The organism is Pseudomonas sp. MC6 (assembly GCF_054790575.1).
Genome location: NZ_CP186504.1, coordinates 294,918 through 317,219 on the forward strand (window position 1 = coordinate 294,918; position 22,302 = coordinate 317,219).

Genomic DNA, 22,302 nt, shown 5'->3' on the forward strand with positions numbered 1-22,302 from the left:
GCATCCCTATAATGCTGCGCCTATGTTGAATGACCCGATTCCACCTCACGTTGACCCGCGCAAATTGGCTGATCGTGGCACCACCCTTCAAGGTGAAATGCTGCTGGCCGATTTGGAGAGACTCTGCGACCCGCTTTCCGACAATGTCGGTACGGTGCAGGCGAAATTCGTTTTTGAACGAGATGAACGTAAATCTGTGGTAATTCACAGCTTTATCGACACCGAGGTCAAAATGGTTTGCCAGCGTTGTCTTGAGCTGGTCACCCTGCCGATCCACAGCGAATGCAGTTATGCTGTGGTGAAAGAGGGTGCGAATACCCAGTCGTTGCCGAAAGGTTATGACGTGCTGGAACTGGGCGAAGATCCATTGGATCTGCAGTCACTGGTCGAGGAGGAGCTTCTGCTCGCCTTGCCCATTGTGCCTGCTCATCATCCGGAAGAATGCCAGCAGCCGGCGGGTCTCGATGAGCCCGAACCGAGCGAGGACGAGTCAACGCGGTCCAACCCGTTCAGTGTATTGGCGCAGTTAAAGCGTGACCCAAACGTTTAGGAGTTAATCAATTATGGCTGTTCAGCAGAACAAAAAATCCCGCTCTGCCCGTGACATGCGCCGTTCGCACGACGCTCTCGAGGCTAGCACCCTGTCTGTAGAAAAAACCACTGGTGAAGTTCACCTGCGTCACCACGTATCGCCAGAAGGCGTATACCGTGGCCGTAAAGTGATCGACAAGGGCGCTGACGAGTAATCACTTGTCCGCTCAGGTCATCGCGATTGACGCAATGGGCGGGGACTTCGGTCCCCGCAGCATTGTTCAGGCCAGCCTTGCTTGCCTGTCTGCTACGCCCTCGCTGCACCTGACCCTCGTCGGTCAACCCTCCCTTCTTGAAGAATTGCTCAACGGCCAATCGGCTGCCGATCGCGCGCGCCTGACGATTGTTGCGGCCAGCGAAGTCATCACCATGGACGAAAAACCGACCCAGGCGTTGCGTGGCAAGCCGGATTCGTCGATGCGTGTCGCTCTCGAACTGGTGCGTGACGGCAAGGCTCAGGCGTGTGTCAGTGCCGGTAATACCGGTGCGCTGATGGCGCTGTCGCGTTTTGTGCTGAAGACGTTACCCGGTATTGATCGTCCGGCGATGGTTGCCGCGATTCCGACGCAGAAGGGTTATTGCCAGTTGCTCGATCTGGGCGCCAACGTCGATTGCAGTGCCGAGCATCTGCTGCAGTTTGCGGTAATGGGCTCGGTGGCGGCGCAGACGCTGGGTATTCATCGCCCACGCGTCGCGCTGTTGAACATCGGAACCGAAGACATCAAGGGCAATCAGCAGGTCAAACTCGCTGCGACGCTGTTGCAGGCTGCTCGCGGTATCAACTATATCGGCTTCATCGAAGGCGACGGTTTGTATCGTGGCGAGGCCGATGTCGTGGTGTGTGACGGTTTCGTTGGCAACATCCTGCTCAAGTCCAGCGAAGGTCTGGCGACGATGATCGCGGTGCGTATCGAGGCGTTGTTCAAAAAGAACGTCGCTTCCCGTGTGGTCGGTGCCTTGGCGCTGCCATTGATGAAGCGCTTGCAGGCGGATCTGGCGCCAGCGCGACATAACGGCGCGAGCTTTCTCGGTTTGCAGGGCATCGTCGTGAAAAGTCACGGTTCGGCCGGGGTGCAGGGCTTTCAGAGTGCGATTCAGCGGGCGCTGATCGAGATTCAGGAGAATCTGCCTGAGCGCCTCCACGGTCGTCTGGAGGATTTGTTGTCTTAGGCGTTTTCGTCGGACAATGCTTAAATGTGACCGCCCGGTTCAAAGGGCCATCCAACTGTCAGTTTCTTGCGTCCCCCAGCGGGGCGTCATTTTCCGACGACAAGATCATTAGGGGCTTGTTACATGTCTGCTTCCCTCGCATTCGTCTTTCCAGGACAGGGTTCGCAGTCCCTCGGCATGTTGGCCGAGCTGGGCGCGGAATATCCGTCGATCCTCGAAACGTTCAAAGAAGCTTCTGAGGCTCTGGGCTATGACCTGTGGGCGCTGACCCAGCAGGGCCCGGAAGAGCTGCTCAATCAAACCGATAAAACCCAACCTGCCATTCTGACCGCTTCGATCGCCCTGTGGCGTCTGTGGCTGTCTGAAGGTGGTGCGCGTCCGGCTTTCGTTGCCGGTCACAGCCTGGGTGAATACAGCGCGTTGGTCGCTGCTGGCAGCCTGACACTGGCTGACGCGGTGAAGCTCGTTGAGCGCCGTGGTCAACTGATGCAGGAAGCGGTTCCGGCCGGGCAGGGTGGTATGGCTGCCATCCTCGGTCTGGAAGACGCTGACGTGCTGGCGGCCTGCGCTGAAGCTGCGCAAGGTGACGTGGTCAGTGCCGTCAACTTCAACTCGCCAGGTCAGGTGGTGATTGCCGGTGCCAAGGCAGCCGTTGAGCGGGCCATTGAAGGCTGCAAGGCCCGTGGTGCCAAACGCGCCATGCCGTTGCCAGTGAGCGTGCCATCGCACTGCGAGCTGATGCTCCCGGCAGCCGAACGCTTCGCCGAATCCATTGCCGCCATCGACTGGCAGGCGCCGCAGATCCCGGTCGTACAGAACGTCAGCGCGCAAGTGCCGGCCGATCTGGAAACCCTCAAGCGTGACCTGCTCGAACAACTGTACAAGCCAGTGCGCTGGGTCGAGTCGGTACAGACTCTGGCCGCCAAGGGCGCGACCAATCTGGTCGAATGCGGCCCGGGCAAAGTCCTGGCCGGTCTGAACAAGCGTTGCGCCGAAGGCGTCGCGACTTCCAACCTCAATACCCCAGACGCTTTCGCTGCCGCTCGTGCAGCGCAAGCCTGAATCAGGAGAAACTTGCATGAGTCTGCAAGGTAAAGTTGCACTGGTCACCGGTGCAAGCCGCGGTATCGGCCAGGCTATCGCACTGGAACTGGGTCGTCAGGGCGCCATCGTTGTTGGCACCGCGACTTCCGCTTCGGGCGCTGAGCGCATTGCGGCAACCCTGAAGGAAAACGGTATTCAGGGCACTGGCCTTGAGCTGAACGTTACCAGCGATGAATCGGTCAGCGCAGTACTGGCGAGCATTCAGGAGCAGTTCGGTGCGCCAGTGGCGATCCTGGTCAATAATGCCGGCATCACCCGCGATAACCTGATGATGCGCATGAAAGACGATGAGTGGTACGACGTGATCGATACCAATCTGAACAGTCTATTCCGCCTGTCCAAGGGCGTTCTGCGCGGCATGACCAAGGCGCGTTGGGGGCGAATTATCAGTATTGGCTCGGTGGTGGGTGCCATGGGCAACGCAGGCCAAGTAAACTATGCAGCCGCCAAGGCCGGTCTGGAAGGTTTCAGCCGTGCAATGGCGCGTGAAGTCGGTTCGCGTTCGATTACGGTCAACTCGGTAACTCCAGGGTTTATCGACACCGATATGACGCGCGAGCTGCCTGAAGCACAGCGTGAAGCCTTGCAGACGCAGATTCCGCTGGGTCGTCTGGGGCAAGCTCAAGAGATCGCGTCGGTGGTCGCTTTTCTTGCATCCGACGGTGCGGCATACGTCACTGGGGCTACAATCCCGGTGAACGGTGGGATGTACATGTAAGTAAAATGTGACGGATTGCTTCAAAAAAATGTCATACGAGCTGTCTAAAATCCGTTATAAAGCTGCAATCTATTTATAGGCAGAGGGCTGCAGGGTTTGAGGAGTGAAGCTTTCAGTTGAAAAACTGAAAAGTCTTTCTATACACTTACCCACTGGCCAGCTGCCTGAATTTGTCCATTAGGAGTGAAAACAAGGTATGAGCACCATCGAAGAGCGCGTCAAGAAAATCGTTGCCGAGCAACTGGGTGTTAAAGAAGAAGAAGTGGTTAACACCGCTTCCTTCGTAGAAGACCTGGGTGCCGACTCCCTTGACACCGTTGAGCTGGTGATGGCTCTGGAAGAGGAATTCGAGACCGAAATCCCTGACGAAGAAGCTGAGAAGATCACTACTGTACAAGCTGCAATCGATTACGTTACCAACCATCAGGCGTAATAGCTTGTAATCGTTGTTTGCTGTCATGGAAAAACCGCACTGCCATCATGGCGTGCGGTTTTTTCTTTAGGCCTGATGCAAAGTCGTCGTCATTTGAAAAAGGAGAGTGCTGTGTCGCGTAGACGCGTCGTAGTCACCGGTATGGGTATGTTGTCGCCACTGGGCACGGATGTGCCGAGCAGTTGGCAGGGCATTCTGGCTGGCCGCAGTGGCATTGGTCTGATCGAACACACCGACCTTTCTGCCTATTCCACCCGCTTTGGCGGCTCGGTAAAGGGCTTCAATGTCGAGGAATACCTGTCGGTCAAGGAAGCGCGCAAGCTCGACCTGTTCATTCAGTACGGCCTCGCCGCAGGCTTTCAAGCCGTGCGCAACGCCGGTCTGGAAGTCACTGACGCCAACCGTGAACGCATTGGCGTGGCCATGGGTTCGGGGATCGGCGGTCTGACCAATATCGAAGAAACCAGCCGTACTCTGCATGAGACGGGCCCGCGTCGAATCTCGCCATTCTTCGTGCCAGGCTCGATCATCAATATGATTTCCGGTTTCCTGTCCATCCACCTGGGTGCACAGGGACCTAACTACGCCATCGCCACCGCATGTACCACCGGTACGCACTGCATCGGCATGGCGGCACGCAACATCATGTACGACGAAGCCGACGTGATGATTGCCGGCGGTGCCGAAATGGCCGCATGCGGTCTGGGCATGGGTGGCTTCGGCGCGTCCCGTGCGCTGTCGACCCGCAATGACGAACCGACCCGCGCCAGCCGTCCATGGGATAAGGGCCGTGATGGTTTCGTCCTGTCCGACGGTGCCGGTGCACTGGTTCTCGAAGAGCTGGAACACGCCAAGGCGCGCGGCGCGACCATCTATGCTGAACTCATCGGCTTTGGCACCAGTGGCGACGCGTTCCACATGACCTCGCCACCTGCCGACGGCGCCGGTGCAGCACGCTGCATCACCAACGCGCTGCGCGATGCGAAGATCAACGCCGATCAAGTGCAATACATCAACGCTCACGGTACTTCGACTTCGGCCGGCGACCTCGCCGAAGCCAATGCGATCAAGACCGTGTTCGGTGATCACGCCTACAAACTGGCAGTGAGCTCGACCAAATCGATGACCGGTCACCTGTTAGGTGCGGCGGGCGCGGTTGAAGCGATCTTCAGCGTTCTTGCGATCAACAGCCAAGTGGCACCGCCGACCATCAACCTCGATGAGCCGGATGAAGGCTGCGATCTCGATTTCGTGCCGCACACTGCGCGCAACATGGACATCGATGTCGTGCTGTCCAACTCCTTCGGTTTTGGCGGCACCAACGGCACCTTGGCGTTCCGCCGGTTCGCAGGCTGATGGACAGCTGGGTCGACGGTCAACCGGCTGACACTCTGTCGCTGAAAGATCGCGGCCTGGCTTACGGCGACGGTCTGTTCGAGACCATAGCCGTGCGTAGGGGCCAGCCGATCCTGCTGGATCGACACCTGACGCGCCTGGCCGATGGCTGCTCGCGTCTGGCCATTGCGGCGGATATCGAGCTGATCCGTCACGAGCTGCTGAGCTATGCGGCAGCGATGGGCGAGGGCGTGCTCAAGCTCATCCTCACCCGTGGCGACGGTTTGCGCGGTTATGCGCCCGACCCGACGGCGCCGGGCCGCCGCATTCTGCAAGGCAATCCTCCAGCGGCTTATCCTGCTGTGCATGCTGAACAAGGCGTTCGCCTGTTCCCGTGCAGCACCCGCCTGGCCAAGCAGCCGTTACTCGCCGGACTCAAACACCTCAATCGCCTTGAACAGGTTCTCGCCCGTGCCGAATGGCAGGACAGCGAGCACGCCGAGGGCTTGATGCTTGATCAGGTCGGTCGAGTGATCGAGGGTGTGTTCAGTAATCTGTTTCTGGTGCGTGACGGTGTGCTGATCACACCGGACCTGAAGCGCTGTGGCGTCGCCGGTGTGATGCGCGCCGAAATATTGTTTCAGGCCGAGTCACTGGCCATTCCCACGCAGATCGCCGACATCAGCCTCGAACAGCTGCAATGGGCCGGTGAAGTGTTTGTCTGCAACAGCGTGTATGGCGTCTGGCCGGTACGCGCCTGTGCTGCACTGAGCTGGCCGGTTGGCCCGCTCACCCGTAAACTGCAAACCATTGCCCGCGCCCTACTGGATGCCTGATTTGTGAGACGTAAACTTTTGCTGCTGCTGGAAACCGGACTGGTTCTGGCAGGGCTGTTGATGGGCGCCAGCGCCTGGAAGATTCACTCTGCACTGGAACAGCCTCTGAACATCACGCAGGAAGAACTGCTGGATGTGCCGAAAGGCTCCACTCCGACCCGTACGTTCCTTTCCCTCGAAACCGATGGCGTCATCAAGGACGCGTTCTGGCTACGTGTCTATTGGCGCTTCAACCTCGCCGGTACACCGATCCACAGCGGCGAATACCGCATGCAGCCGGGTATGACCGTCAACGGTCTGATCGACTTGTGGAAGCGTGGCGAAGTGGTGCAGTACAGCCTGACGCTGGTCGAGGGCTGGAATTTCCATCAAGTGCGCGCCGCGTTGGCCAAGGATGACAAGGTCGAGCAGACCCTCAACGGTTTGAGTGACAGCGATGTCATGGCCAAAATCGGCCATAAAGGTCTGTTTCCGGAAGGCCGGTTCTTCCCCGATACCTACCGCTTCGTGCGTGGCATGTCTGATGCCGAGTTGCTGAAGAAAGCCTTTGACCGCCTCGATGAAGTGCTGGCGAAAGAGTGGGAAAGTCGTTCTGCCGATGTGCCGTACACCGAACCCTATCAAGCGCTGATCATGGCGTCGCTGGTCGAGAAGGAAACCGGCGTGCCGCAGGAGCGTGGGCAGATTGCCGGTGTCTTCGTGCGTCGCATGGCCCTGGGCATGCAGTTGCAGACCGATCCGACCGTCATCTATGGTCTGGGCGATCGCTACACCGGCAAGTTGACCCGTGCACATCTGAAAGAGCCGACGGCGTATAACACTTACGTGATCCCCGGCTTGCCGCCGACGCCGATCGCGATGGTTGGCCGCGAAGCGATTCACGCGGCACTGAACCCGGTGGACGGCACCAGCCTGTACTTTGTTGCGCGTGGTGACGGCAGTCATGTGTTCTCTGACGATCTCGATGCCCATAACAATGCGGTGCGTGAGTATCAGCTCAAGCGTCGTACGGATTACCGCTCCAGCCCTGCGCCGGCGACAACGCCTGAAGCAGCTCCCGCTGTCGAGGATGCGATTCCTGCAACATCTCCGGATACAGCGCCGGAGTCGTTGCCACAAGTTGCACCACAGGCGCCAGCGCCGACTCCAGAAGCCGAACCACAAAACACGCAATGACGTTGATTAAGGACTGCCTGTGACTGGCTTGTTTATTACCCTTGAAGGCCCTGAAGGCGCCGGCAAAAGCACCAACCGCGAATACCTTGCCGAGCGCCTGCGCGCCGCCGGTATCGAAGTGGTGCTGACCCGAGAGCCTGGTGGCACGCCGCTGGCCGAGCGGATCCGCGAAGTGCTGCTGGCGCCGGCCGACGAAGTCATGAATCCGGACGCCGAGCTGTTGCTGGTATTCGCCGCACGTGCCCAGCATCTGGCCGAAGTGATTCGCCCGGCCATGGCCCGAGGCGCGGTGGTCCTGTGCGATCGCTTTACCGATTCCACTTACGCCTATCAGGGCGGCGGTCGCGGCTTGTCGCTGGAGCGCATCGCCGCGCTGGAGACCTTTGTGCAAGGTGATCTGCGCCCGGACCTGACGCTGATTTTTGATCTGCCGGTGGAAATCGGTCTGGCCCGCGCCAGTGCCCGTGGTCGTCTGGATCGTTTTGAATTGGAAGGTCGGGCGTTTTTCGAGGCCGTGCGTAGCGCTTTCCTCAAACGTGCCGAAGCCGATCCTGCGCGCTATGTGCGCATCGATGCCGGTCAGCCATTGGCCAAGGTTCAACAATCGCTGGATACCCTGATTCCGAATCTGCTGGAGCTGGCCCGTGGCTGAGGCCTACCCGTGGCAGGACAGCCTCTGGCAACAATTGGCCGGGCGTAAGCAGCACGCGCACGCCTATCTGTTGCATGGTCCGGCCGGTATCGGTAAACGTGCGTTGGCCGAACGCCTGATGGCCAGCCTGTTGTGCCAGCGGCCGACGCCGGAAGCCTGCGGCGAGTGCAAATCCTGCCTGCTGCTCAAGGCTGGCAGCCACCCTGATAATTACATCCTCGAACCGGAAGAAGCCGATAAGGCAATCAAGGTCGATCAGGTGCGCGATCTGGTCAGCTTCGTGGTGCAGACTGCGCAGATGGGCGGGCGCAAAGTGGTGCTGATCGAGCCGGTCGAGTCGATGAACATCAACGCCGCCAACGCCTTGCTGAAAAGCCTTGAAGAGCCGTCCGGCGATACGGTTTTGCTGTTGGTCAGCCATCAGACCAGCCGTTTGCTGCCGACGATCAAGAGTCGTTGTGTGCAGCAGGCCTGCCCGTTGCCGGGCGAGGCGATGAGTCTGCAATGGCTGGCTCAGGCGTTGCCGGATTGCTCCGAAGAGGAACGTGTCGAACTGCTGACGCTGGCCGCCGGTTCGCCGCTGATGGCGGTCAGTCTGCAATCGCAGGGCGTGCGTGAACAGCGCGCGCAAGTGGTCGAAGGCGTGAAGAAGCTGCTCAAGCAGCAGCAATCGCCGACGCAACTGGCGGAGGAATGGAAAAGCATTCCGATGCTGCGTCTGTTCGACTGGTTCTGCGATTGGTCGAGCCTGATCCTGCGTTATCAATTGACTCAGGATGAAGCCGGCCTCGGTCTGACCGACATGCGCAAAGTCGTGCAGTACCTGGCGCAGAAAAGTGCGCAAGGCAAAGTCCTGGAGATTCAGGACTGGATTCTCGCCCAGCGACAGAAAGTCCTGAGCAAGGCCAACCTCAATCCGGCCTTGCTGCTGGAAGCGTTGTTGGTGCAATGGGCGGGATTGCCTGGTCAAAGATAAGAATGTGTACCTAGACTCTGAACATCAGTAGTGGAGGTCAACATGAATGAACCTGTCAGCCCGGGGCCGCGCAACGGCATTTTGTCCCTGACCATCAAGGACAAGTCGGTGCTCTACGCCGCCTACATGCCGTTCATCAAGAACGGTGGCCTGTTCATCCCGACCAACAAAAGTTACAAGTTGGGCGACGAGGTGTTCATGCTGCTCAACCTGATGGATGAGGCCGAGAAGATCCCGGTGGCCGGCAAGGTCGCGTGGATCACCCCGAAAGGGGCGCAAGGCAATCGCGCGGCCGGTGTCGGCGTGCAGTTCAACGACGGCGACAACACCGCGCGCAGTCGCATTGAAACCCATCTGGCCGGAGCGCTTAAATCCGACCGTCCCACTCATACGATGTAAGTAGCCGTCTTTTTATGCTCGTAGATTCCCATTGTCACCTTGATCGCCTCGACCTCGCCGCCCACGACGGCTCGCTGAATGCTGCACTCGATGCGGCCCGTGAGCGCGGAGTAGGGCACTTCCTGTGCATCGGCGTGAGTGCTGACAACGCCGCCGACGTCAAAGCTCTGGCTGAGCGTTATGACGATGTCGATTGTTCGGTCGGCGTTCATCCGCTGGATGTGCAACCCGGCGCGGCGCCTGCGCTGGACTGGCTGCTGCACGAACTCAATCACCCGAAAGTGGTGGCGATCGGTGAGACCGGCCTCGACTATCACTACGAACCGGAAGCCGCTGAGCTGCAGCAGGAGTCGTTTCGTCTGCACCTGCAAGCGGCGCAGCAGACTGGCAAACCGGTGATCATCCACACCCGTGGCGCCCGCGCCGACACTCTTGAGCTGCTGCGTGAAGCAGCCTTGCCGCAGGCCGGTGTGCTGCATTGTTTTACCGAAGACTGGGACATGGCCAAAGCTGCACTGGACATGGGTTATTACATTTCCCTGTCGGGCATCGTCACCTTCCGTAATGCCGATGCGTTGCGCGATGTCGCGAGCAAGGTCCCGGCGGATCGTCTGCTGGTGGAAACCGATTCACCGTATCTGGCGCCGATTCCCTATCGCGGCAAGCCCAACCTGCCGCAATACGTGCGCGAGGTGGCGGAATTCCTGGCGATGTTGCGCGGTGAAAACTACGAGCGTTTTGCCGAGCAGACCACCGAGAACTTCAAGCGTCTGTTCCCGCTGGCGAGTGTTAAATCTGCCCTGTAGCCGATGGCCAAATCGCAGGCAAAAAAAACCCGGGTTCTGGGGGGTGAATCCGGGTTAAGACCATTAGGAGTAAAACAAAGGCACGCGGTCCCTTGGTACCTTTATCGGCGCGACACTTGGGGGAGATGTCGCCCGACAGTTCAAGTATTGATCAGTCTGGCGTGCAGTCCAGTGAGCCGGTCGGGGTTTTTAAACAAATTTGGAATACGTTCGCTTCAGTTGAGTTCTCATTGCGCCCAAAACGTTCTCAAAATGAACAAGAAACACAGATATGGTCGGATGATCCGTGCATTTTTGCGCAAGTTAGGCATAATACGCGGCTTCGAATTTTGACCCTTCAGACCTTTTCTTATGCACAAAGAACCTCGTAAGGTCCGTGAGTTTCGTCGCCGCGAGCAAGAAATTCTCGATACCGCGCTCAAGCTGTTCCTCGACCAGGGTGAAGACAGTGTCACCGTCGAGATGATTGCTGATGCCGTGGGTATCGGCAAAGGCACGATCTACAAGCACTTCAAATCCAAGGCCGAGATCTATCTGCGCCTGATGCTTGATTACGAGCGCGATTTGAACGAGCTGCTGCATTCGGCCGATGTCGACAAGGACAAGGAAGCGCTGTCCCGCGCCTACTTCGAATTCCGCATGCGCGACCCGCAGCGCTATCGCCTGTTCGACCGCCTCGAAGAGAAGGTGGTCAAGGGCAATCAGGTGCCGGAGATGGTCGAGGAGCTGCACAAGATCCGTGCCTCGAACTTCGAACGCCTGACCTTGTTGATCAAGGGCCGCATCAGCGAAGGCAAACTCGAAGACGTGCCGCCGTACTTCCACTACTGCGCAGCCTGGGCGCTGGTGCACGGCGCTGTGGCGCTGTATCACTCGCCGTTCTGGAGCAATGTGCTGGAAGATCAGGAAGGTTTCTTCCAGTTCCTGATGGACATCGGCGTGCGCATGGGCAACAAGCGCAAGCGCGATCCGGAAATCCCAAGCAGCTGAACCATTCAGTTGCCTTATTGCGCCATGATTTCGCTACATGTCGCAGTACCGCAGGAATATACTCAGGCATAGGGCTTGCTAAAACTTGATTTGTGAGTCAAGTTTTAGCGGCTCGAAATTCTTTCGCCGGAGTGATCATGATCGTTGACCGACAAGGCAGGCGTTTTCGCAATTTGCGGATCAGTCTGACCTCAGCCTGCAATTACGCGTGTACCTACTGCGTGCCCAACGGCAAGCGGTTGGTGGCTGCGCAGGATGAACTGTCGGCCGAAGCCATGGCCCGCGGCGTGGCGTATCTGATCGAAGCCGCCGGCATCGAACGGCTGCGCATCACCGGCGGCGAGCCGCTGGTCAGCCCCAAACTCGAATCGTTCATGAGCGCCGTCGGCAAGATGGGCCTGGACGACATCAGCCTGACCACCAACGGTCAACTCCTGGCGAAAAAACTCCCACTGCTGGTGGATGCGGGTCTGCGCCGGATCAACGTGTCCCTCGATACCCTCGACGCCAGCGCCTTTCGCAGCATCGCCCGTGGCGGCGATCTGGCCACTGTGCTCGACGGCATGGATCAGGCGAAAGCGGCGGGGATGAAGATCAAGGTCAACATGGTGCCGTTGCGCGGGCAGAACCTTGATCAAGTCATGCCGCTGCTGGATTACTGCCTGGAACGCGGATACGAATTGCGCTTCATCGAGTTGATGCGCATGGGCCATCTGGCCAAGGACAATAATGCGTTCCTGCAACAGTTCGTCAGCCTGCAACAGTTGCTGGCGCTGATTGGCGAGCGTTATGAGTACGCGCAAACCGACGCACCAGTGGACGCTACGGCCGTGCGTTACGCAATTCCCGGTTTAGGCAACTTTGGTGTGATCGCCAACGAAAGCGTGCCGTTCTGCCGGACCTGCTCGCGCTTGCGCTTGTCGTCGACCGGTTGGCTGCATGGCTGCCTGTCGTCGAGTAACCGCCACTATGTCGGTGATCTGCTCGACAAGCCGCGCCATCAGGCGTTGCCGGCGCTCCAGCGTTTGCTGGTCAAGGCGTTGGGGGACAAGCAGGAAGTGGCGTTCTCTGGCGGCGCTACCGTCATGAAAATCATCGGCGGCTGAACAACCGCTTTCGCGAGCAGGCTCGCTCCCACCTTGGGATGTATTCCCCTGTGGGAGCGAGCCTGCTCGCGAATACGATTTAACCATCAACAAATTTCTTGAGCTGGCGCAAAAGCTGCATCCAATGGCCATTCGCCGGTTTTCCGTCACCGGCCTCTGGAGGAATAGGATGCGTAGCCTGGTTTTGCTGCTGGCCGTTTTGGCGCTTGGCGGCTGTATGACTGTCAGCGATATGGCCGAAGGCACTCGCTATCAGATGAGCGACGCGGGCTTGCTGGATCACAGCGACAGCCGCCGCGTGAATAACTTCCGCATTCAGCCGGACTCATTTATCTACATCGCCCAGGGTGCCTTCGCGCCGCCGGGTGGTTCCTACCCGCGCCCGAACGTAGTGGCTGAAGAGGCCTTCAAGGGCTTCGTCGAATACTTCCCGATGGTCCGCCGCGCGCGTGCGCCAGAAGGCCTTGATCAGGCGATGGGCGAAGCTCGCGATGCCGGTGCGCACTACCTGCTGTACACGCGTTTCGCCAAGGCTGACGACCGCATCGGCAATTCCGATGAGTGGCTGGATGAAGAAGCGGTCGATCGCCTCGGCATCGACGGCGGCGTGATTCAGATCATGTTGATCGAGACCAGCACCCAGTATTTGATTGATACTGCACGGATCAAGAGTCGTGGCGGTTTACTGACGTTCCACGACAGCAAGCCCGAAGACCTGATCGGCCCGCCGCTGGCGCAGTACGCGCGCAGTCTGTTGGGAGTCGGCGACCAATAATTCAAGGAGAACGCCATGAGTGGCCCGCAAAAAGCCAATGACCTGTTGGGACAGATCCCGAAAACCAAAGGCTTGCCGCCGGTGCACTTGTGGAACCCGGACTTCTGCGGCGACATCGACATGCGCATCGCCCGCGATGGCACCTGGTATTACCTGGGTACGCCGATCGGGCGCAAACCGATGGTCAAGCTGTTCTCGACGATCATGCGCCGCGATGGCGATGACTATTTTCTGATCACCCCGGTCGAGAAGGTCGGGATCAAAGTCGACGATGCGCCGTTTGTGGCAATTGCGGTCGAGGTTGAAGGCGAAGGGGAGGCGCAGCTGTTGCGCTTCACCACCAATGTCGAAGAAACCGCCGAGGCCGGGCTAGAGCATCCGATCCGCGTCGAAATTGATCCGGCGACCCAAGAGCCGGCGCCCTACGTGCATGTGCGTACCAACCTTGAAGCGCTGATCCACCGCAATGTGTTCTATCAACTGGTGGAGCTGGCGGTCAGCCGCGAAATCGACGGCCAGCGCTGGCTTGGTGTGTGGAGCGGCGGCGAGTTCTTCCGCATCGGCCTAGAACCTTGAAAGATCGCAGCCTTCGGCAGCTCCTACATGGCGTACACCTGTAGGAGCTGCCGGACGCTGCGATCTTTTTTGTCATTGACACCCAATCGTATGATGATTAGCTTGATCACCCATCGCGATCCGCTTTGAGGTGTCCATGTCCAGCAGCTTTCATGCGTCGACCGTTGACTGGCTGGGCAGCTGGATCGCCGCTGGCCAGGTCAAACCCGGGCAGACCATCAAGGTCGAGGCCGATCTGGGCGAACAGCTCGGGGTCAGCCGTACGGTCATCCGCGAAGCGATCAAAACCCTCGTCGCCAAAGGCATGCTCGAAGTCGGGCCGAAAGTCGGCACCCGCGTATTGCCGGTGCGGCGCTGGAACCTGTTCGATCCGCAAGTGGTCGGTTGGCTGTCGCGCAATGGCTTGCCGGAAAACTTCGTCGATGACTTGCTCGACCTGCGCCGCACCATCGAACCCATGGCCGTGCGCTGGGCTTGCGAGCGCGCGACCCTGGAACAGATCGAAGCGGTGCAACTGGCCTATAACGCCCTTGAGCGCGCGGTCGACAGCGGCATCGATTACAACCGCGCCGATCAGGTCTTCCACGAATGCATCCTCGCCGCCAGCCACAATCAATTCATTGAACAAATGGTCCCTGCGCTCGGCGCATTGCTCGCAGTGTCATTTGAAGTTTCTGCAGCCGACCCGGATGAACTGCGCCGCACGTTACCAATCCACAAAGATATGGCCGACGCCATTGCTGCCCGCGATTCTGCGCGCGGGGTGTGGGCATGCATGACCCTGATCGACAACGCGGATCTGGCAATAAAGCGCTTTTACCCGAAAGTCATGGCCGACAAAAAAGCCAGCTGAATACACCGAAATCCCCTGTAGGAGTGAGCCTGCTCGCGATAGCGGTAGATCAGTCGCATTGACGTCAACTGACACTACGCCATCGCGAGCAGGCTCACTCCTACAGTAAAAACAAGAACAATGGAGACCGTTATATGCCGTGGACCGCCCTGACCCAACACCGCGCCCAACTCGGTGAAGGCCCGTTCTGGGACGCGCCAACCCAGACGCTGTACTGGGTCGATATAGCCGGCAAACAGGCCCTGCGCCTGATCGGCCAGAACGTACAGATCTGGCAAATGCCCGAGCACATCTCCGCGTTCATCCCCTGCGCCAGCGGCGATGCCTTGGTGACCCTGAGCAGCGGCGTCTACCGTCTCGATCTCGACTCCCCGGGCCTCGAACCACGCCTGACGCTGTTCTGCGTTGCCGACCCGCAGCCCGGCAATCGTCCCAACGAAGCGCGTTGCGATGGCCAAGGTCGTCTGTGGCTCGGCACCATGCAAAACAACATCGGCGAACAGGGCGAAGATCTGCCGATCACCCGTCGTTCCGGTGGTCTGTTCCGGATCGATCCGGATAAACGTGTGACGCCGTTGTTGCGCGGCCTGGGTATTCCCAACACGCTGTTGTGGAGTGATGACGGCACCACGTTGCTGTTCGGTGACAGTCTCGACAGCACGCTGCACCGTTTTTTCATCCACACCGACGGCAATCTCGATGCTGCACAAGTCTGGTACGGCCCCGATCAGCAGGGTGGCCCGGACGGTTCAGCAATGGATGCCGAAGGCTACATCTGGAATGCCCGCTGGGATGGCAGTTGCCTGCTGCGGCTGACGCCCGATGGCAAAGTTGATCGCAGAATCGATCTGCCGGTCAGCCGCCCGACCAGTTGTGTATTCGGCGGTGAAGACCTGAAAACCTTGTTCATCACCAGCGCCCAGAGTCCGCACAACCATCCATTGGATGGCGCGGTACTGTCGATGCGCGTGGATGTCGCAGGAAAACTCTGTACGCGCTTTGCGGATTAAATCCCAGAATATGGGATGCAAAATTATATATTGAGATTATTTGGCGGTCGGGTTTATAGTCGACTCCAGCAGTAACACGCACTCACACTTAAAAAGAACAAAACAGGTGAAGTGATGCAGCGAATGTCTATCGCACTCCCGCGTGGAGTCCGCGTCTCGCAACGGCTCGATGCCGTCGGCGGCGCCTGCCTGTTTCGTTCAAACCGCCTTCCAGACCGGACATCGGCAGATGCCCGGTTTTTTTGTGCCTGCGAAACAGGAGTCCTGATCCATGGCTGAACCCCTTTCCCTGCCGCCGGTGCCCGCGCCGCCGGAGGGCGAGCGTCTGAAAAACAAGGTCGTGCTGCTGACCGGTGCTGCGCAAGGCATCGGCGAAGCCATCGTCGCTGCCTTCGCCTCGCAGCAAGCGAAACTGGTGATCAGCGATATCCAGGCTGAGAAAGTCGAGCAGGTTGCCGCGCACTGGCGTGGGCAAGGCTATGACGTGCAGGCGCTGAAGGCCGATGTCTCGCATCAGTCTGATCTGCATGCCATGGCCAAACGCGCTGTTGAACTGCACGGACGCATCGACGTGCTGGTCAACTGCGCCGGGGTCAACGTGTTCCGCGATCCGCTGGAGATGACCGAAGAAGACTGGCGTCGTTGTTTCGCCATCGATCTGGACGGCGCCTGGTTCGGCTGCAAAGCGGTGCTGCCGCAGATGATCGAGCAGGGCGTTGGCAGCATCATCAACATCGCATCGACCCATTCCAGTCACATCATCCCTGGCTGCTTCCCGTACCCGGTGGCCAAGCACGGTTTGCTCGGCCTTACTCGCGCACTCGGCATCGAGTACGCCGCGAAGGGCATCCGCGTCAACGCCATCGCCCCGGGCTACATCGAAACCCAATTGAACGTCGATTACTGGAACGGTTTCGCCGATCCGCATGCCGAACGTCAGCGCGCCTTCGATCTGCACCCGCCGAAGCGCATCGGTCAGCCGCTTGAAGTGGCGATGACCGCCGTATTTCTGGCAAGTGATGAAGCGCCTTTCATCAATGCTTCATGCATCACCATCGATGGTGGGCGCTCGGTGATGTACCACGACTGAGCGCAGTGGCTTTCACGCGGATAAATCCGTTTGCAATCCAATCATCATACGATATGACTATTGTCAGAAGATTTTGCAGGAACACGCTTTAACGCTTTTCAAACATTGCTCAAAAAAAATAACAAGGAGTCAGCTTATGAAACGTCGTTTCGGGATTCGTACCCTGTGCAGTACCGCCCTGGCGGTTACCGCGTTCAGCCTGAGCAGTGCGCTGCTCGCTGCCGACACCGTGAAAATCGGCTTTCTGGTCAAGCAGGCTGAAGAACCGTGGTTCCAGACCGAGTGGGCCTTCGCCGAGAAAGCCGCCAAGGACAAGGGCTTCGAACTGATCAAGATCGCCGTGCCGGACGGCGAGAAAACCCTCTCGGCGATCGACAGCCTTGCCGCCAACGGCGCCAAGGGTTTCGTGATCTGCCCGCCGGATGTCTCGCTCGGTCCGGCGATCATGGCCAAAGCCAAGCTCAATGACCTGAAAGTGATTGCCGTCGACGACCGTTTCGTCGACGCCAACGGCAAGTTCATGGAAGACGTGCCGTACCTCGGCATGGCCGCGTTCGAAGTCGGCCAGAAGCAGGGCAACGCCATGGTCGCCGAAGCGAAGAAACGCAACTGGGACTGGAAAGACACCTACGCGGTGGTCAACACCTACAACGAACTCGACACCGGCAAGAAACGCACCGACGGCTCGGTGAAATCCCTCGAAGACGCCGGCATGCCGAAGGATCACATTCTGTTCGCCGCGCTGAAAACCCTCGACGTACCGGGCAGCATGGACGCGACCAACTCGGCGCTGGTGAAACTGCCGAGCGCGGCAAAAAACCTGATCATCGGCGGCATGAACGACAACACTGTGCTCGGCGGCGTACGCGCCACCGAAGCGGCCGGTTTTGCCGCAACCAACGTGATCGGCATCGGCATCAACGGCACCGACGCCATCGGCGAACTGAAAAAGCCGAACAGCGGCTTCTTCGGCTCGATGCTGCCAAGCCCGCACATCGAAGGCTACAAGACTGCCGAGATGATGTACGAGTGGGTGACCACCGGCAAAGAACCGCCGAAGTTTACCGCGATGGACGACGTCACCCTGATCACCCGCGAGAACTTCAAGCAAGAGCTGGAAAAAATCGGCTTGTGGAACTGATGCCGCGACGGCCCGGGTTGCCGGGCCGTTTTTTGGTGTGAAGAGGTGGCTTTATGCACGCGCAAGTACAGACACAACAACACAGCGCCAGCGGCAGCCTGCGCTTCAGCGGGATTGGTAAAACCTTTCCCGGTGTGAAAGCGCTGGACGCGATCAGCTTCGTCGCGCATCCGGGCCAGGTTCATGCCTTGATGGGCGAGAACGGCGCCGGCAAATCTACTCTGTTGAAAATCCTCGGCGGCGCTTACATTCCGAGCAGCGGCGAGTTGCAGATCGGCGAGCAGACCATGGCGTTCAAGTCGACCGCCGACAGCATCGGTAGCGGAGTCGCGGTGATTCACCAGGAGCTGCATCTGGTGCCGGAAATGACCGTCGCTGAAAACCTGTTCCTCGGCCATCTGCCGGCCAGTTTCGGTTTGATCAATCGCGGTGCGCTACGCCAGCAAGCATTGAATTGCCTGAAAGGCCTGGCCGACGAAATCGACCCGCAAACCAAGGTAGGACGCCTGTCCCTCGGTCAGCGGCAACTGGTGGAAATCGCCAAAGCGCTGTCCCGTGGTGCTCACGTCATCGCTTTCGACGAACCGACCAGCAGCCTCTCGGCCCGCGAGATCGACCGCTTGATGGCGATCATCGGTCGCCTGCGCGACGAGGGCAAAGTCGTCCTCTATGTTTCCCATCGCATGGAAGAAGTGTTCCGCATCTGCGACGCGGTGACGGTGTTCAAGGACGGTCGCTATGTGCGCACCTTCGATGACATGAGCCAGTTGACCCACGATCAACTGGTGACCTGCATGGTCGGCCGCGACATTCAGGACATCTACGATTATCGCCATCGTCCACGCGGCGCCGTCGCGCTGAAGGTCACCGGCCTGCTCGGCCCGGGCCTGCGCGAGCCGATCAGTTTCGAAGCGCACAAAGGTGAAATCCTCGGTTTGTTCGGACTGGTCGGGGCAGGGCGCACCGAGCTGTTTCGCCTGCTCAGTGGTCTTGAGCGCAACACCGCCGGCCGCCTGGAACTGCGTGGTCACGAACTTAAATTGCGCTCACCGCGCGATGCGATTGCTGCCGGGATTCTGCTCTGTCCCGAGGATCGCAAGAAGGAAGGCATCATCCCGCTGGCCAGCGTTGCCGAGAACATCAACATCAGTGCGCGCGGGGCCAACTCCGGCCTCGGTTGCCTGATTCGCGGTCTGTGGGAAAAGGGTAATGCCGACAAACAGATCAAAGCGCTGAAAGTGAAAACCCCACACGCCGGCCAGCAGATCAAGTTCCTTTCCGGCGGCAATCAGCAGAAGGCCATTCTCGGTCGCTGGCTGTCGATGCCGATGAAAGTCCTGCTGCTCGACGAACCGACTCGCGGCATCGACATCGGCGCCAAGGCTGAGATCTACCAGATCATCCATAACCTCGCCGCCGAGGGTATTTCGGTGATCGTGGTGTCCAGCGACCTGATGGAAGTGATGGGCATTTCCGACCGCATTCTGGTGCTCTGCGAAGGCGCCCTGCGCGGCGAAATCGGCCGCGATCAGGCCAATGAATCCAACCTGCTGCAACTGGCTTTGCCGCGCCACCGCGCTGACGGCGTGGCGAACTGAGAGGTGACTATGATGACAACCCAAAACGAAACCCTGCCCAAAGAGCGCAAACCGTTGGACATGCGTCGCTTCCTTGATGACTGGGTCATGTTGCTGGCGGCTGTGGGCATCTTCGTTGCCTGTACGCTGCTGATCGACAACTTCCTTTCGCCGCTGAACATGCGTGGCCTGGGCTTGGCGATTTCCACCACCGGCATCGCGGCGTGCACGATGTTGTATTGCCTGGCGTCGGGTCATTTCGACCTGTCGGTCGGCTCGGTGATTGCCTGCGCCGGAGTGGTTGCGGCGGTGGTGATGCGCGACACCAACAGCGTGTTTCTCGGTGTCAGTGCAGCGTTGGTGATGGGTCTGATTGTCGGGCTGATCAACGGCATTGTGATCGCCAAGTTGCGCGTTAATGCCTTGATCACGACGTTGGCGACCATGCAGATCGTTCGTGGTCTGGCGTACATTTTTGCCAATGGCAAAGCGGTGGGTGTGTCGCAGGAATCGTTCTTCGTGTTTGGTAACGGCCAGTTGTTCGGCGTGCCGGTGCCGATTCTGATCACCATCGTCTGCTTTCTGTTTTTTGGCTGGCTGCTGAATTACACCACCTACGGGCGCAACACCATGGCCATCGGTGGCAACCAGGAAGCAGCATTGCTGGCAGGTGTGAACGTTGATCGGACCAAGATCATTATCTTTGCCGTGCATGGTGTGATTGGTGCGCTGGCCGGGGTGATTCTGGCTTCGCGGATGACCTCGGGGCAGCCGATGATTGGTCAGGGGTTTGAGCTGACGGTGATCTCTGCTTGTGTGTTGGGCGGGGTGTCGTTGAGCGGCGGGATCGGCATGATTCGGCATGTGATTGCCGGGGTGTTGATTCTGGCGATTATTGAGAATGCGATGAACTTGAAGAATATCGACACGTTCTACCAATACGTTATCCGTGGTTCGATCCTTCTGTTGGCCGTCGTGATTGACCGTCTGAAGCAACGCTAGAATCAAGAGCCCCTCACCCCAAGCCCTCTCCCAGAGGGAGAGGGGGAAAGGGAGCAGATCTCCTAGCTTTTCAAACCTGAGTTCGACTTGATATTTCAGGTCGATGTAATTCGAATAAACACCTCGATCAGTCCCCTCTCCCTCCGGGAGAGGGCTAGGGTGAGGGGCTTTTGATTCTCCCGCCTTTCGTCACTCTCCCTAAATATTCCTTGCCCGCCCACACCCGTTTCGGGTATCAATTTGTACATGATTAGACAGGTACGATTTGACAAGAAACAACGGGTGGTCGACGAGCTCGTTCGGCGCATCGAAAGCGGCCTCATGGAGGACGGCTTTCTGTTGCCCGGCGAGCATCAGTTGGCTCAAGAATTCAACGTCAGCCGAGGAACGCTGCGCGAAGCGCTGGCCGAATTGAAACGGCGCAATTACATCGCCACGCAAAGCGGCGTCGGCTCCATCGTCACCTTCGACGGTGTCGCCCTCGACCAGCGCAGCGGCTGGGCGCAGGCCTTGGCCGACAGCGGGGCGATGATCAATACCGAAGTGTTGCGTCTGGAAGCTGTGACCCGGCCCGATCTGCTGGCGCGTTTTGGTACCGATCAATTCATCACCCTCGACCGTCGCCGCCGTTCCAGCGAAGGCACGCTGGTGTCCCTCGAACGCTCTTTGATGCCGGCGACCGGCGGCCTGGAAAGCCTGCCGCGCGTCGGCCTGATCGACAATTCCCTGACCATCACCCTGGCCGCCTACGGCTACATCGGCGAGCGCGGCGATCAATGGATCGGCGCCGAACCGCTGAATGCCGAAGACGCCGCATTGCTTGGCCGGCCTGAAGGCACGGTATTCCTCAAAGCGCTGCGCACCACCTACGACCGGCAGAACCGCTTCATGGAACAGGTGGAAAGTTTGCTCGACCCGGTGCATTTCCGTCTGCACCTGCAATTTGGAGAATCGAAATGACCGCGTTCAACCGTGCCCTCGGCGCTTTCTATGGCCTGGCCCTCGGTGATGCGCTGGGCATGCCGACGCAATCGCTGAACCGCGAAACGATCAAGACCCGTTTCGGCACGATCACCGATTTGCAGGACGCCGGGCCGCTGCAACCAATCGCCGCGAACATGCCCAAAGGCTCGATTACCGACGACACCGAACAGGCGATTCTGGTCGGCGAGTTGTTGGTAGAAGGAAAGGGCCGCATCGAACCGGCAATCCTCGCGCAACGCCTGATCGAGTGGGAAGCCGAGATGCAGGCCAAAGGCTCGCAGGACTTGCTCGGGCCGTCGACCAAACGCGCGATCGAAATGATCCTTGCCGGGCATTCGCCGGAAGAGGCCGGACGCTATGGCACCACCAACGGTGCGGCGATGCGCATTACGCCGGTGGGAATCGCGGCAGATGTTGCCGATCCTCAACGCTTTATTGCGGCGGTGGTGCAGGCTTGCCAGGTCACGCACAACACCACGCTGGGGATTTCCAGTGCGGCAGCGGTGGCGGCGGTGGTGTCTGCCGGCATCAATGGCATGGACCTGGGCGAGGCACTGAACCTTGGTCAGCAAATCGCTCAACAAGCGGAAACGCATGGGCACTGGGTGGCCGGTGGGCGCATTGCCTCGCGCATCAGTTGGGCGCGCACCATCAGTGTCGATAGCGACAAGGCATTGCTGGCGGATCTGCTCTACGACGTGATCGGCACTTCGGTGGCCTCGCAGGAGTCGGTGGTGGTGTCGTTCGCGCTGGCGCAGCAAGTCGCGGTGGGTGAGATGAGCGCGTTTGATGCGTTGTGCATGGCCGCCGGTCTTGGCGGTGACACTGACACCATCGCGGCGATTCTTGGCGCAATGCTTGGGGCCTGCCTGGGTCTTGAGAGCTGGCCTGCCGAGATGGTCGAGACGGTTAAGGCAGTTAATCATCTGGAGCTTGAGCCGTTAGTGCAGGGGCTGTTGGCTTTGCGCTGATTGGGCTGACGTCTTCGCGAGCAGGCTCGCT

General features: G+C 59.0%; 25 protein-coding genes. All 25 read left to right on the forward strand.

What is annotated here, in order from left to right:
- Positions 1–22 precede the first annotated feature (22 nt).
- The 25 genes from ACOYXE_RS01435 (at position 23) to ACOYXE_RS01555 (ending at position 22,271) form a co-directional block, all read left to right on the forward strand.
- The gene (locus tag ACOYXE_RS01435; RefSeq protein ID WP_160059012.1) at positions 23–550 is read left to right on the forward strand and encodes a YceD family protein; all 528 of its coding nucleotides are present in this window, start codon (positions 23–25) and stop codon (positions 548–550) included.
- Between the two features lie 13 nt (positions 551–563).
- Positions 564–746: a 50S ribosomal protein L32 gene (gene rpmF, locus ACOYXE_RS01440; RefSeq protein WP_003179396.1), complete on the forward strand. Its 183-nt coding sequence runs from the start codon at positions 564–566 to the stop codon at positions 744–746.
- Between the two features lie 4 nt (positions 747–750).
- Positions 751–1,761 (forward strand): phosphate acyltransferase PlsX, encoded by a 1,011-nt coding sequence (gene plsX / locus ACOYXE_RS01445; RefSeq protein WP_160059011.1) that lies wholly within the window; start codon positions 751–753, stop codon positions 1,759–1,761.
- Between the two features lie 123 nt (positions 1,762–1,884).
- Positions 1,885–2,823 (forward strand): ACP S-malonyltransferase, encoded by a 939-nt coding sequence (gene fabD, locus ACOYXE_RS01450; RefSeq protein WP_460927422.1) that lies wholly within the window; start codon positions 1,885–1,887, stop codon positions 2,821–2,823.
- A gap of 16 nt (positions 2,824–2,839) precedes the next feature.
- Complete coding sequence (gene fabG, locus ACOYXE_RS01455; protein ID WP_008086267.1) at positions 2,840–3,583, forward strand: 3-oxoacyl-ACP reductase FabG; 744 nt, start codon at positions 2,840–2,842, stop codon at positions 3,581–3,583.
- Between the two features lie 196 nt (positions 3,584–3,779).
- Positions 3,780–4,016: an acyl carrier protein gene (gene acpP, locus ACOYXE_RS01460; protein WP_003442511.1), complete on the forward strand. Its 237-nt coding sequence runs from the start codon at positions 3,780–3,782 to the stop codon at positions 4,014–4,016.
- A gap of 111 nt (positions 4,017–4,127) precedes the next feature.
- Positions 4,128–5,372 carry a beta-ketoacyl-ACP synthase II gene (fabF, locus tag ACOYXE_RS01465; protein WP_093435430.1) on the forward strand — a complete coding sequence of 415 codons (1,245 nt, stop codon included), beginning with the start codon at positions 4,128–4,130 and terminating at the stop codon, positions 5,370–5,372.
- Positions 5,372–6,187, forward strand: coding sequence for an aminodeoxychorismate lyase (gene pabC, locus ACOYXE_RS01470; RefSeq protein WP_460927425.1), 816 nt, complete (start codon positions 5,372–5,374; stop codon positions 6,185–6,187). The genes fabF and pabC overlap by 1 nt, the downstream gene beginning before the upstream one ends.
- Before the next feature lie 3 nt (positions 6,188–6,190).
- Positions 6,191–7,363 carry an endolytic transglycosylase MltG gene (mltG, locus tag ACOYXE_RS01475; protein WP_160059008.1) on the forward strand — a complete coding sequence of 391 codons (1,173 nt, stop codon included), beginning with the start codon at positions 6,191–6,193 and terminating at the stop codon, positions 7,361–7,363.
- Between the two features lie 19 nt (positions 7,364–7,382).
- Complete coding sequence (gene tmk, locus ACOYXE_RS01480) at positions 7,383–8,015, forward strand: dTMP kinase (RefSeq protein WP_007908268.1); 633 nt, start codon at positions 7,383–7,385, stop codon at positions 8,013–8,015.
- Positions 8,008–8,991 (forward strand): DNA polymerase III subunit delta', encoded by a 984-nt coding sequence (locus ACOYXE_RS01485; protein ID WP_160059007.1) that lies wholly within the window; start codon positions 8,008–8,010, stop codon positions 8,989–8,991. Before tmk ends, ACOYXE_RS01485 begins: the two co-directional genes overlap by 8 nt.
- A 42-nt stretch (positions 8,992–9,033) precedes the next feature.
- Complete coding sequence (locus tag ACOYXE_RS01490; RefSeq protein WP_007950801.1) at positions 9,034–9,390, forward strand: PilZ domain-containing protein; 357 nt, start codon at positions 9,034–9,036, stop codon at positions 9,388–9,390.
- 14 nt (positions 9,391–9,404) lie between these two features.
- Entirely contained in the window at positions 9,405–10,196 is a 792-nt protein-coding gene (locus ACOYXE_RS01495) for a TatD family hydrolase (protein WP_460927428.1), read from the forward strand.
- Positions 10,197–10,547: 351 nt separating this feature from the next.
- Positions 10,548–11,186, forward strand: coding sequence for a TetR/AcrR family transcriptional regulator (locus tag ACOYXE_RS01500; RefSeq protein ID WP_160059005.1), 639 nt, complete (start codon positions 10,548–10,550; stop codon positions 11,184–11,186).
- A gap of 137 nt (positions 11,187–11,323) precedes the next feature.
- Positions 11,324–12,292 carry a GTP 3',8-cyclase MoaA gene (locus tag ACOYXE_RS01505; protein WP_160059004.1) on the forward strand — a complete coding sequence of 323 codons (969 nt, stop codon included), beginning with the start codon at positions 11,324–11,326 and terminating at the stop codon, positions 12,290–12,292.
- Between the two features lie 169 nt (positions 12,293–12,461).
- Entirely contained in the window at positions 12,462–13,067 is a 606-nt protein-coding gene (locus tag ACOYXE_RS01510) for a DUF4823 domain-containing protein (protein WP_007908280.1), read from the forward strand.
- Positions 13,068–13,082: 15 nt separating this feature from the next.
- Positions 13,083–13,643: a DUF1285 domain-containing protein gene (locus ACOYXE_RS01515; protein WP_160059003.1), complete on the forward strand. Its 561-nt coding sequence runs from the start codon at positions 13,083–13,085 to the stop codon at positions 13,641–13,643.
- Between the two features lie 136 nt (positions 13,644–13,779).
- Positions 13,780–14,496 carry a FadR/GntR family transcriptional regulator gene (locus ACOYXE_RS01520; protein ID WP_127929329.1) on the forward strand — a complete coding sequence of 239 codons (717 nt, stop codon included), beginning with the start codon at positions 13,780–13,782 and terminating at the stop codon, positions 14,494–14,496.
- 134 nt (positions 14,497–14,630) lie between these two features.
- The gene (locus ACOYXE_RS01525) at positions 14,631–15,506 is read left to right on the forward strand and encodes an SMP-30/gluconolactonase/LRE family protein (protein ID WP_160059002.1); all 876 of its coding nucleotides are present in this window, start codon (positions 14,631–14,633) and stop codon (positions 15,504–15,506) included.
- 271 nt (positions 15,507–15,777) lie between these two features.
- Positions 15,778–16,596 (forward strand): SDR family oxidoreductase, encoded by an 819-nt coding sequence (locus ACOYXE_RS01530; RefSeq protein WP_160059001.1) that lies wholly within the window; start codon positions 15,778–15,780, stop codon positions 16,594–16,596.
- Between the two features lie 136 nt (positions 16,597–16,732).
- Complete coding sequence (locus ACOYXE_RS01535) at positions 16,733–17,737, forward strand: substrate-binding domain-containing protein (RefSeq protein WP_460927432.1); 1,005 nt, start codon at positions 16,733–16,735, stop codon at positions 17,735–17,737.
- Between the two features lie 53 nt (positions 17,738–17,790).
- Complete coding sequence (araG, locus tag ACOYXE_RS01540; RefSeq protein ID WP_160059000.1) at positions 17,791–19,335, forward strand: L-arabinose ABC transporter ATP-binding protein AraG; 1,545 nt, start codon at positions 17,791–17,793, stop codon at positions 19,333–19,335.
- A gap of 12 nt (positions 19,336–19,347) precedes the next feature.
- Positions 19,348–20,316: an L-arabinose ABC transporter permease AraH gene (gene araH / locus ACOYXE_RS01545; RefSeq protein ID WP_026000669.1), complete on the forward strand. Its 969-nt coding sequence runs from the start codon at positions 19,348–19,350 to the stop codon at positions 20,314–20,316.
- Positions 20,317–20,562: 246 nt separating this feature from the next.
- Entirely contained in the window at positions 20,563–21,276 is a 714-nt protein-coding gene (locus ACOYXE_RS01550) for a GntR family transcriptional regulator (protein WP_160058999.1), read from the forward strand.
- Positions 21,273–22,271, forward strand: coding sequence for an ADP-ribosylglycohydrolase family protein (locus ACOYXE_RS01555; RefSeq protein WP_160058998.1), 999 nt, complete (start codon positions 21,273–21,275; stop codon positions 22,269–22,271). The genes ACOYXE_RS01550 and ACOYXE_RS01555 overlap by 4 nt, the downstream gene beginning before the upstream one ends.
- Positions 22,272–22,302: the final 31 nt, after the last annotated feature.

Excerpts from the sequence above, each read along its gene's own strand:
- fabD (WP_460927422.1), top strand. The coding sequence starts at position 1,885 with ATGTCTGCTTCCCTCGCATTCGTCTTTCCAGGACAGGGTTCGCAGTCC.
- pabC (WP_460927425.1), top strand. The coding sequence starts at position 5,372 with ATGGACAGCTGGGTCGACGGTCAACCGGCTGACACTCTGTCGCTGAAA.
- ACOYXE_RS01495 (WP_460927428.1), top strand. The coding sequence starts at position 9,405 with ATGCTCGTAGATTCCCATTGTCACCTTGATCGCCTCGACCTCGCCGCC.
- ACOYXE_RS01530 (WP_160059001.1), top strand. The coding sequence starts at position 15,778 with ATGGCTGAACCCCTTTCCCTGCCGCCGGTGCCCGCGCCGCCGGAGGGC.
- acpP (WP_003442511.1), top strand. The coding sequence starts at position 3,780 with ATGAGCACCATCGAAGAGCGCGTCAAGAAAATCGTTGCCGAGCAACTG.
- ACOYXE_RS01520 (WP_127929329.1), top strand. The coding sequence starts at position 13,780 with ATGTCCAGCAGCTTTCATGCGTCGACCGTTGACTGGCTGGGCAGCTGG.
- ACOYXE_RS01490 (WP_007950801.1), top strand. The coding sequence starts at position 9,034 with ATGAATGAACCTGTCAGCCCGGGGCCGCGCAACGGCATTTTGTCCCTG.
- ACOYXE_RS01555 (WP_160058998.1), top strand. The coding sequence starts at position 21,273 with ATGACCGCGTTCAACCGTGCCCTCGGCGCTTTCTATGGCCTGGCCCTC.
- ACOYXE_RS01510 (WP_007908280.1), top strand. The coding sequence starts at position 12,462 with ATGCGTAGCCTGGTTTTGCTGCTGGCCGTTTTGGCGCTTGGCGGCTGT.
- ACOYXE_RS01525 (WP_160059002.1), top strand. The coding sequence starts at position 14,631 with ATGCCGTGGACCGCCCTGACCCAACACCGCGCCCAACTCGGTGAAGGC.
- ACOYXE_RS01515 (WP_160059003.1), top strand. The coding sequence starts at position 13,083 with ATGAGTGGCCCGCAAAAAGCCAATGACCTGTTGGGACAGATCCCGAAA.
- araG (WP_160059000.1), top strand. The coding sequence starts at position 17,791 with ATGCACGCGCAAGTACAGACACAACAACACAGCGCCAGCGGCAGCCTG.
- ACOYXE_RS01505 (WP_160059004.1), top strand. The coding sequence starts at position 11,324 with ATGATCGTTGACCGACAAGGCAGGCGTTTTCGCAATTTGCGGATCAGT.
- ACOYXE_RS01500 (WP_160059005.1), top strand. The coding sequence starts at position 10,548 with ATGCACAAAGAACCTCGTAAGGTCCGTGAGTTTCGTCGCCGCGAGCAA.
- araH (WP_026000669.1), top strand. The coding sequence starts at position 19,348 with ATGACAACCCAAAACGAAACCCTGCCCAAAGAGCGCAAACCGTTGGAC.
- ACOYXE_RS01550 (WP_160058999.1), top strand. The coding sequence starts at position 20,563 with ATGATTAGACAGGTACGATTTGACAAGAAACAACGGGTGGTCGACGAG.
- ACOYXE_RS01535 (WP_460927432.1), top strand. The coding sequence starts at position 16,733 with ATGAAACGTCGTTTCGGGATTCGTACCCTGTGCAGTACCGCCCTGGCG.
- ACOYXE_RS01435 (WP_160059012.1), top strand. The coding sequence starts at position 23 with ATGTTGAATGACCCGATTCCACCTCACGTTGACCCGCGCAAATTGGCT.
- fabG (WP_008086267.1), top strand. The coding sequence starts at position 2,840 with ATGAGTCTGCAAGGTAAAGTTGCACTGGTCACCGGTGCAAGCCGCGGT.
- rpmF (WP_003179396.1), top strand. The coding sequence starts at position 564 with ATGGCTGTTCAGCAGAACAAAAAATCCCGCTCTGCCCGTGACATGCGC.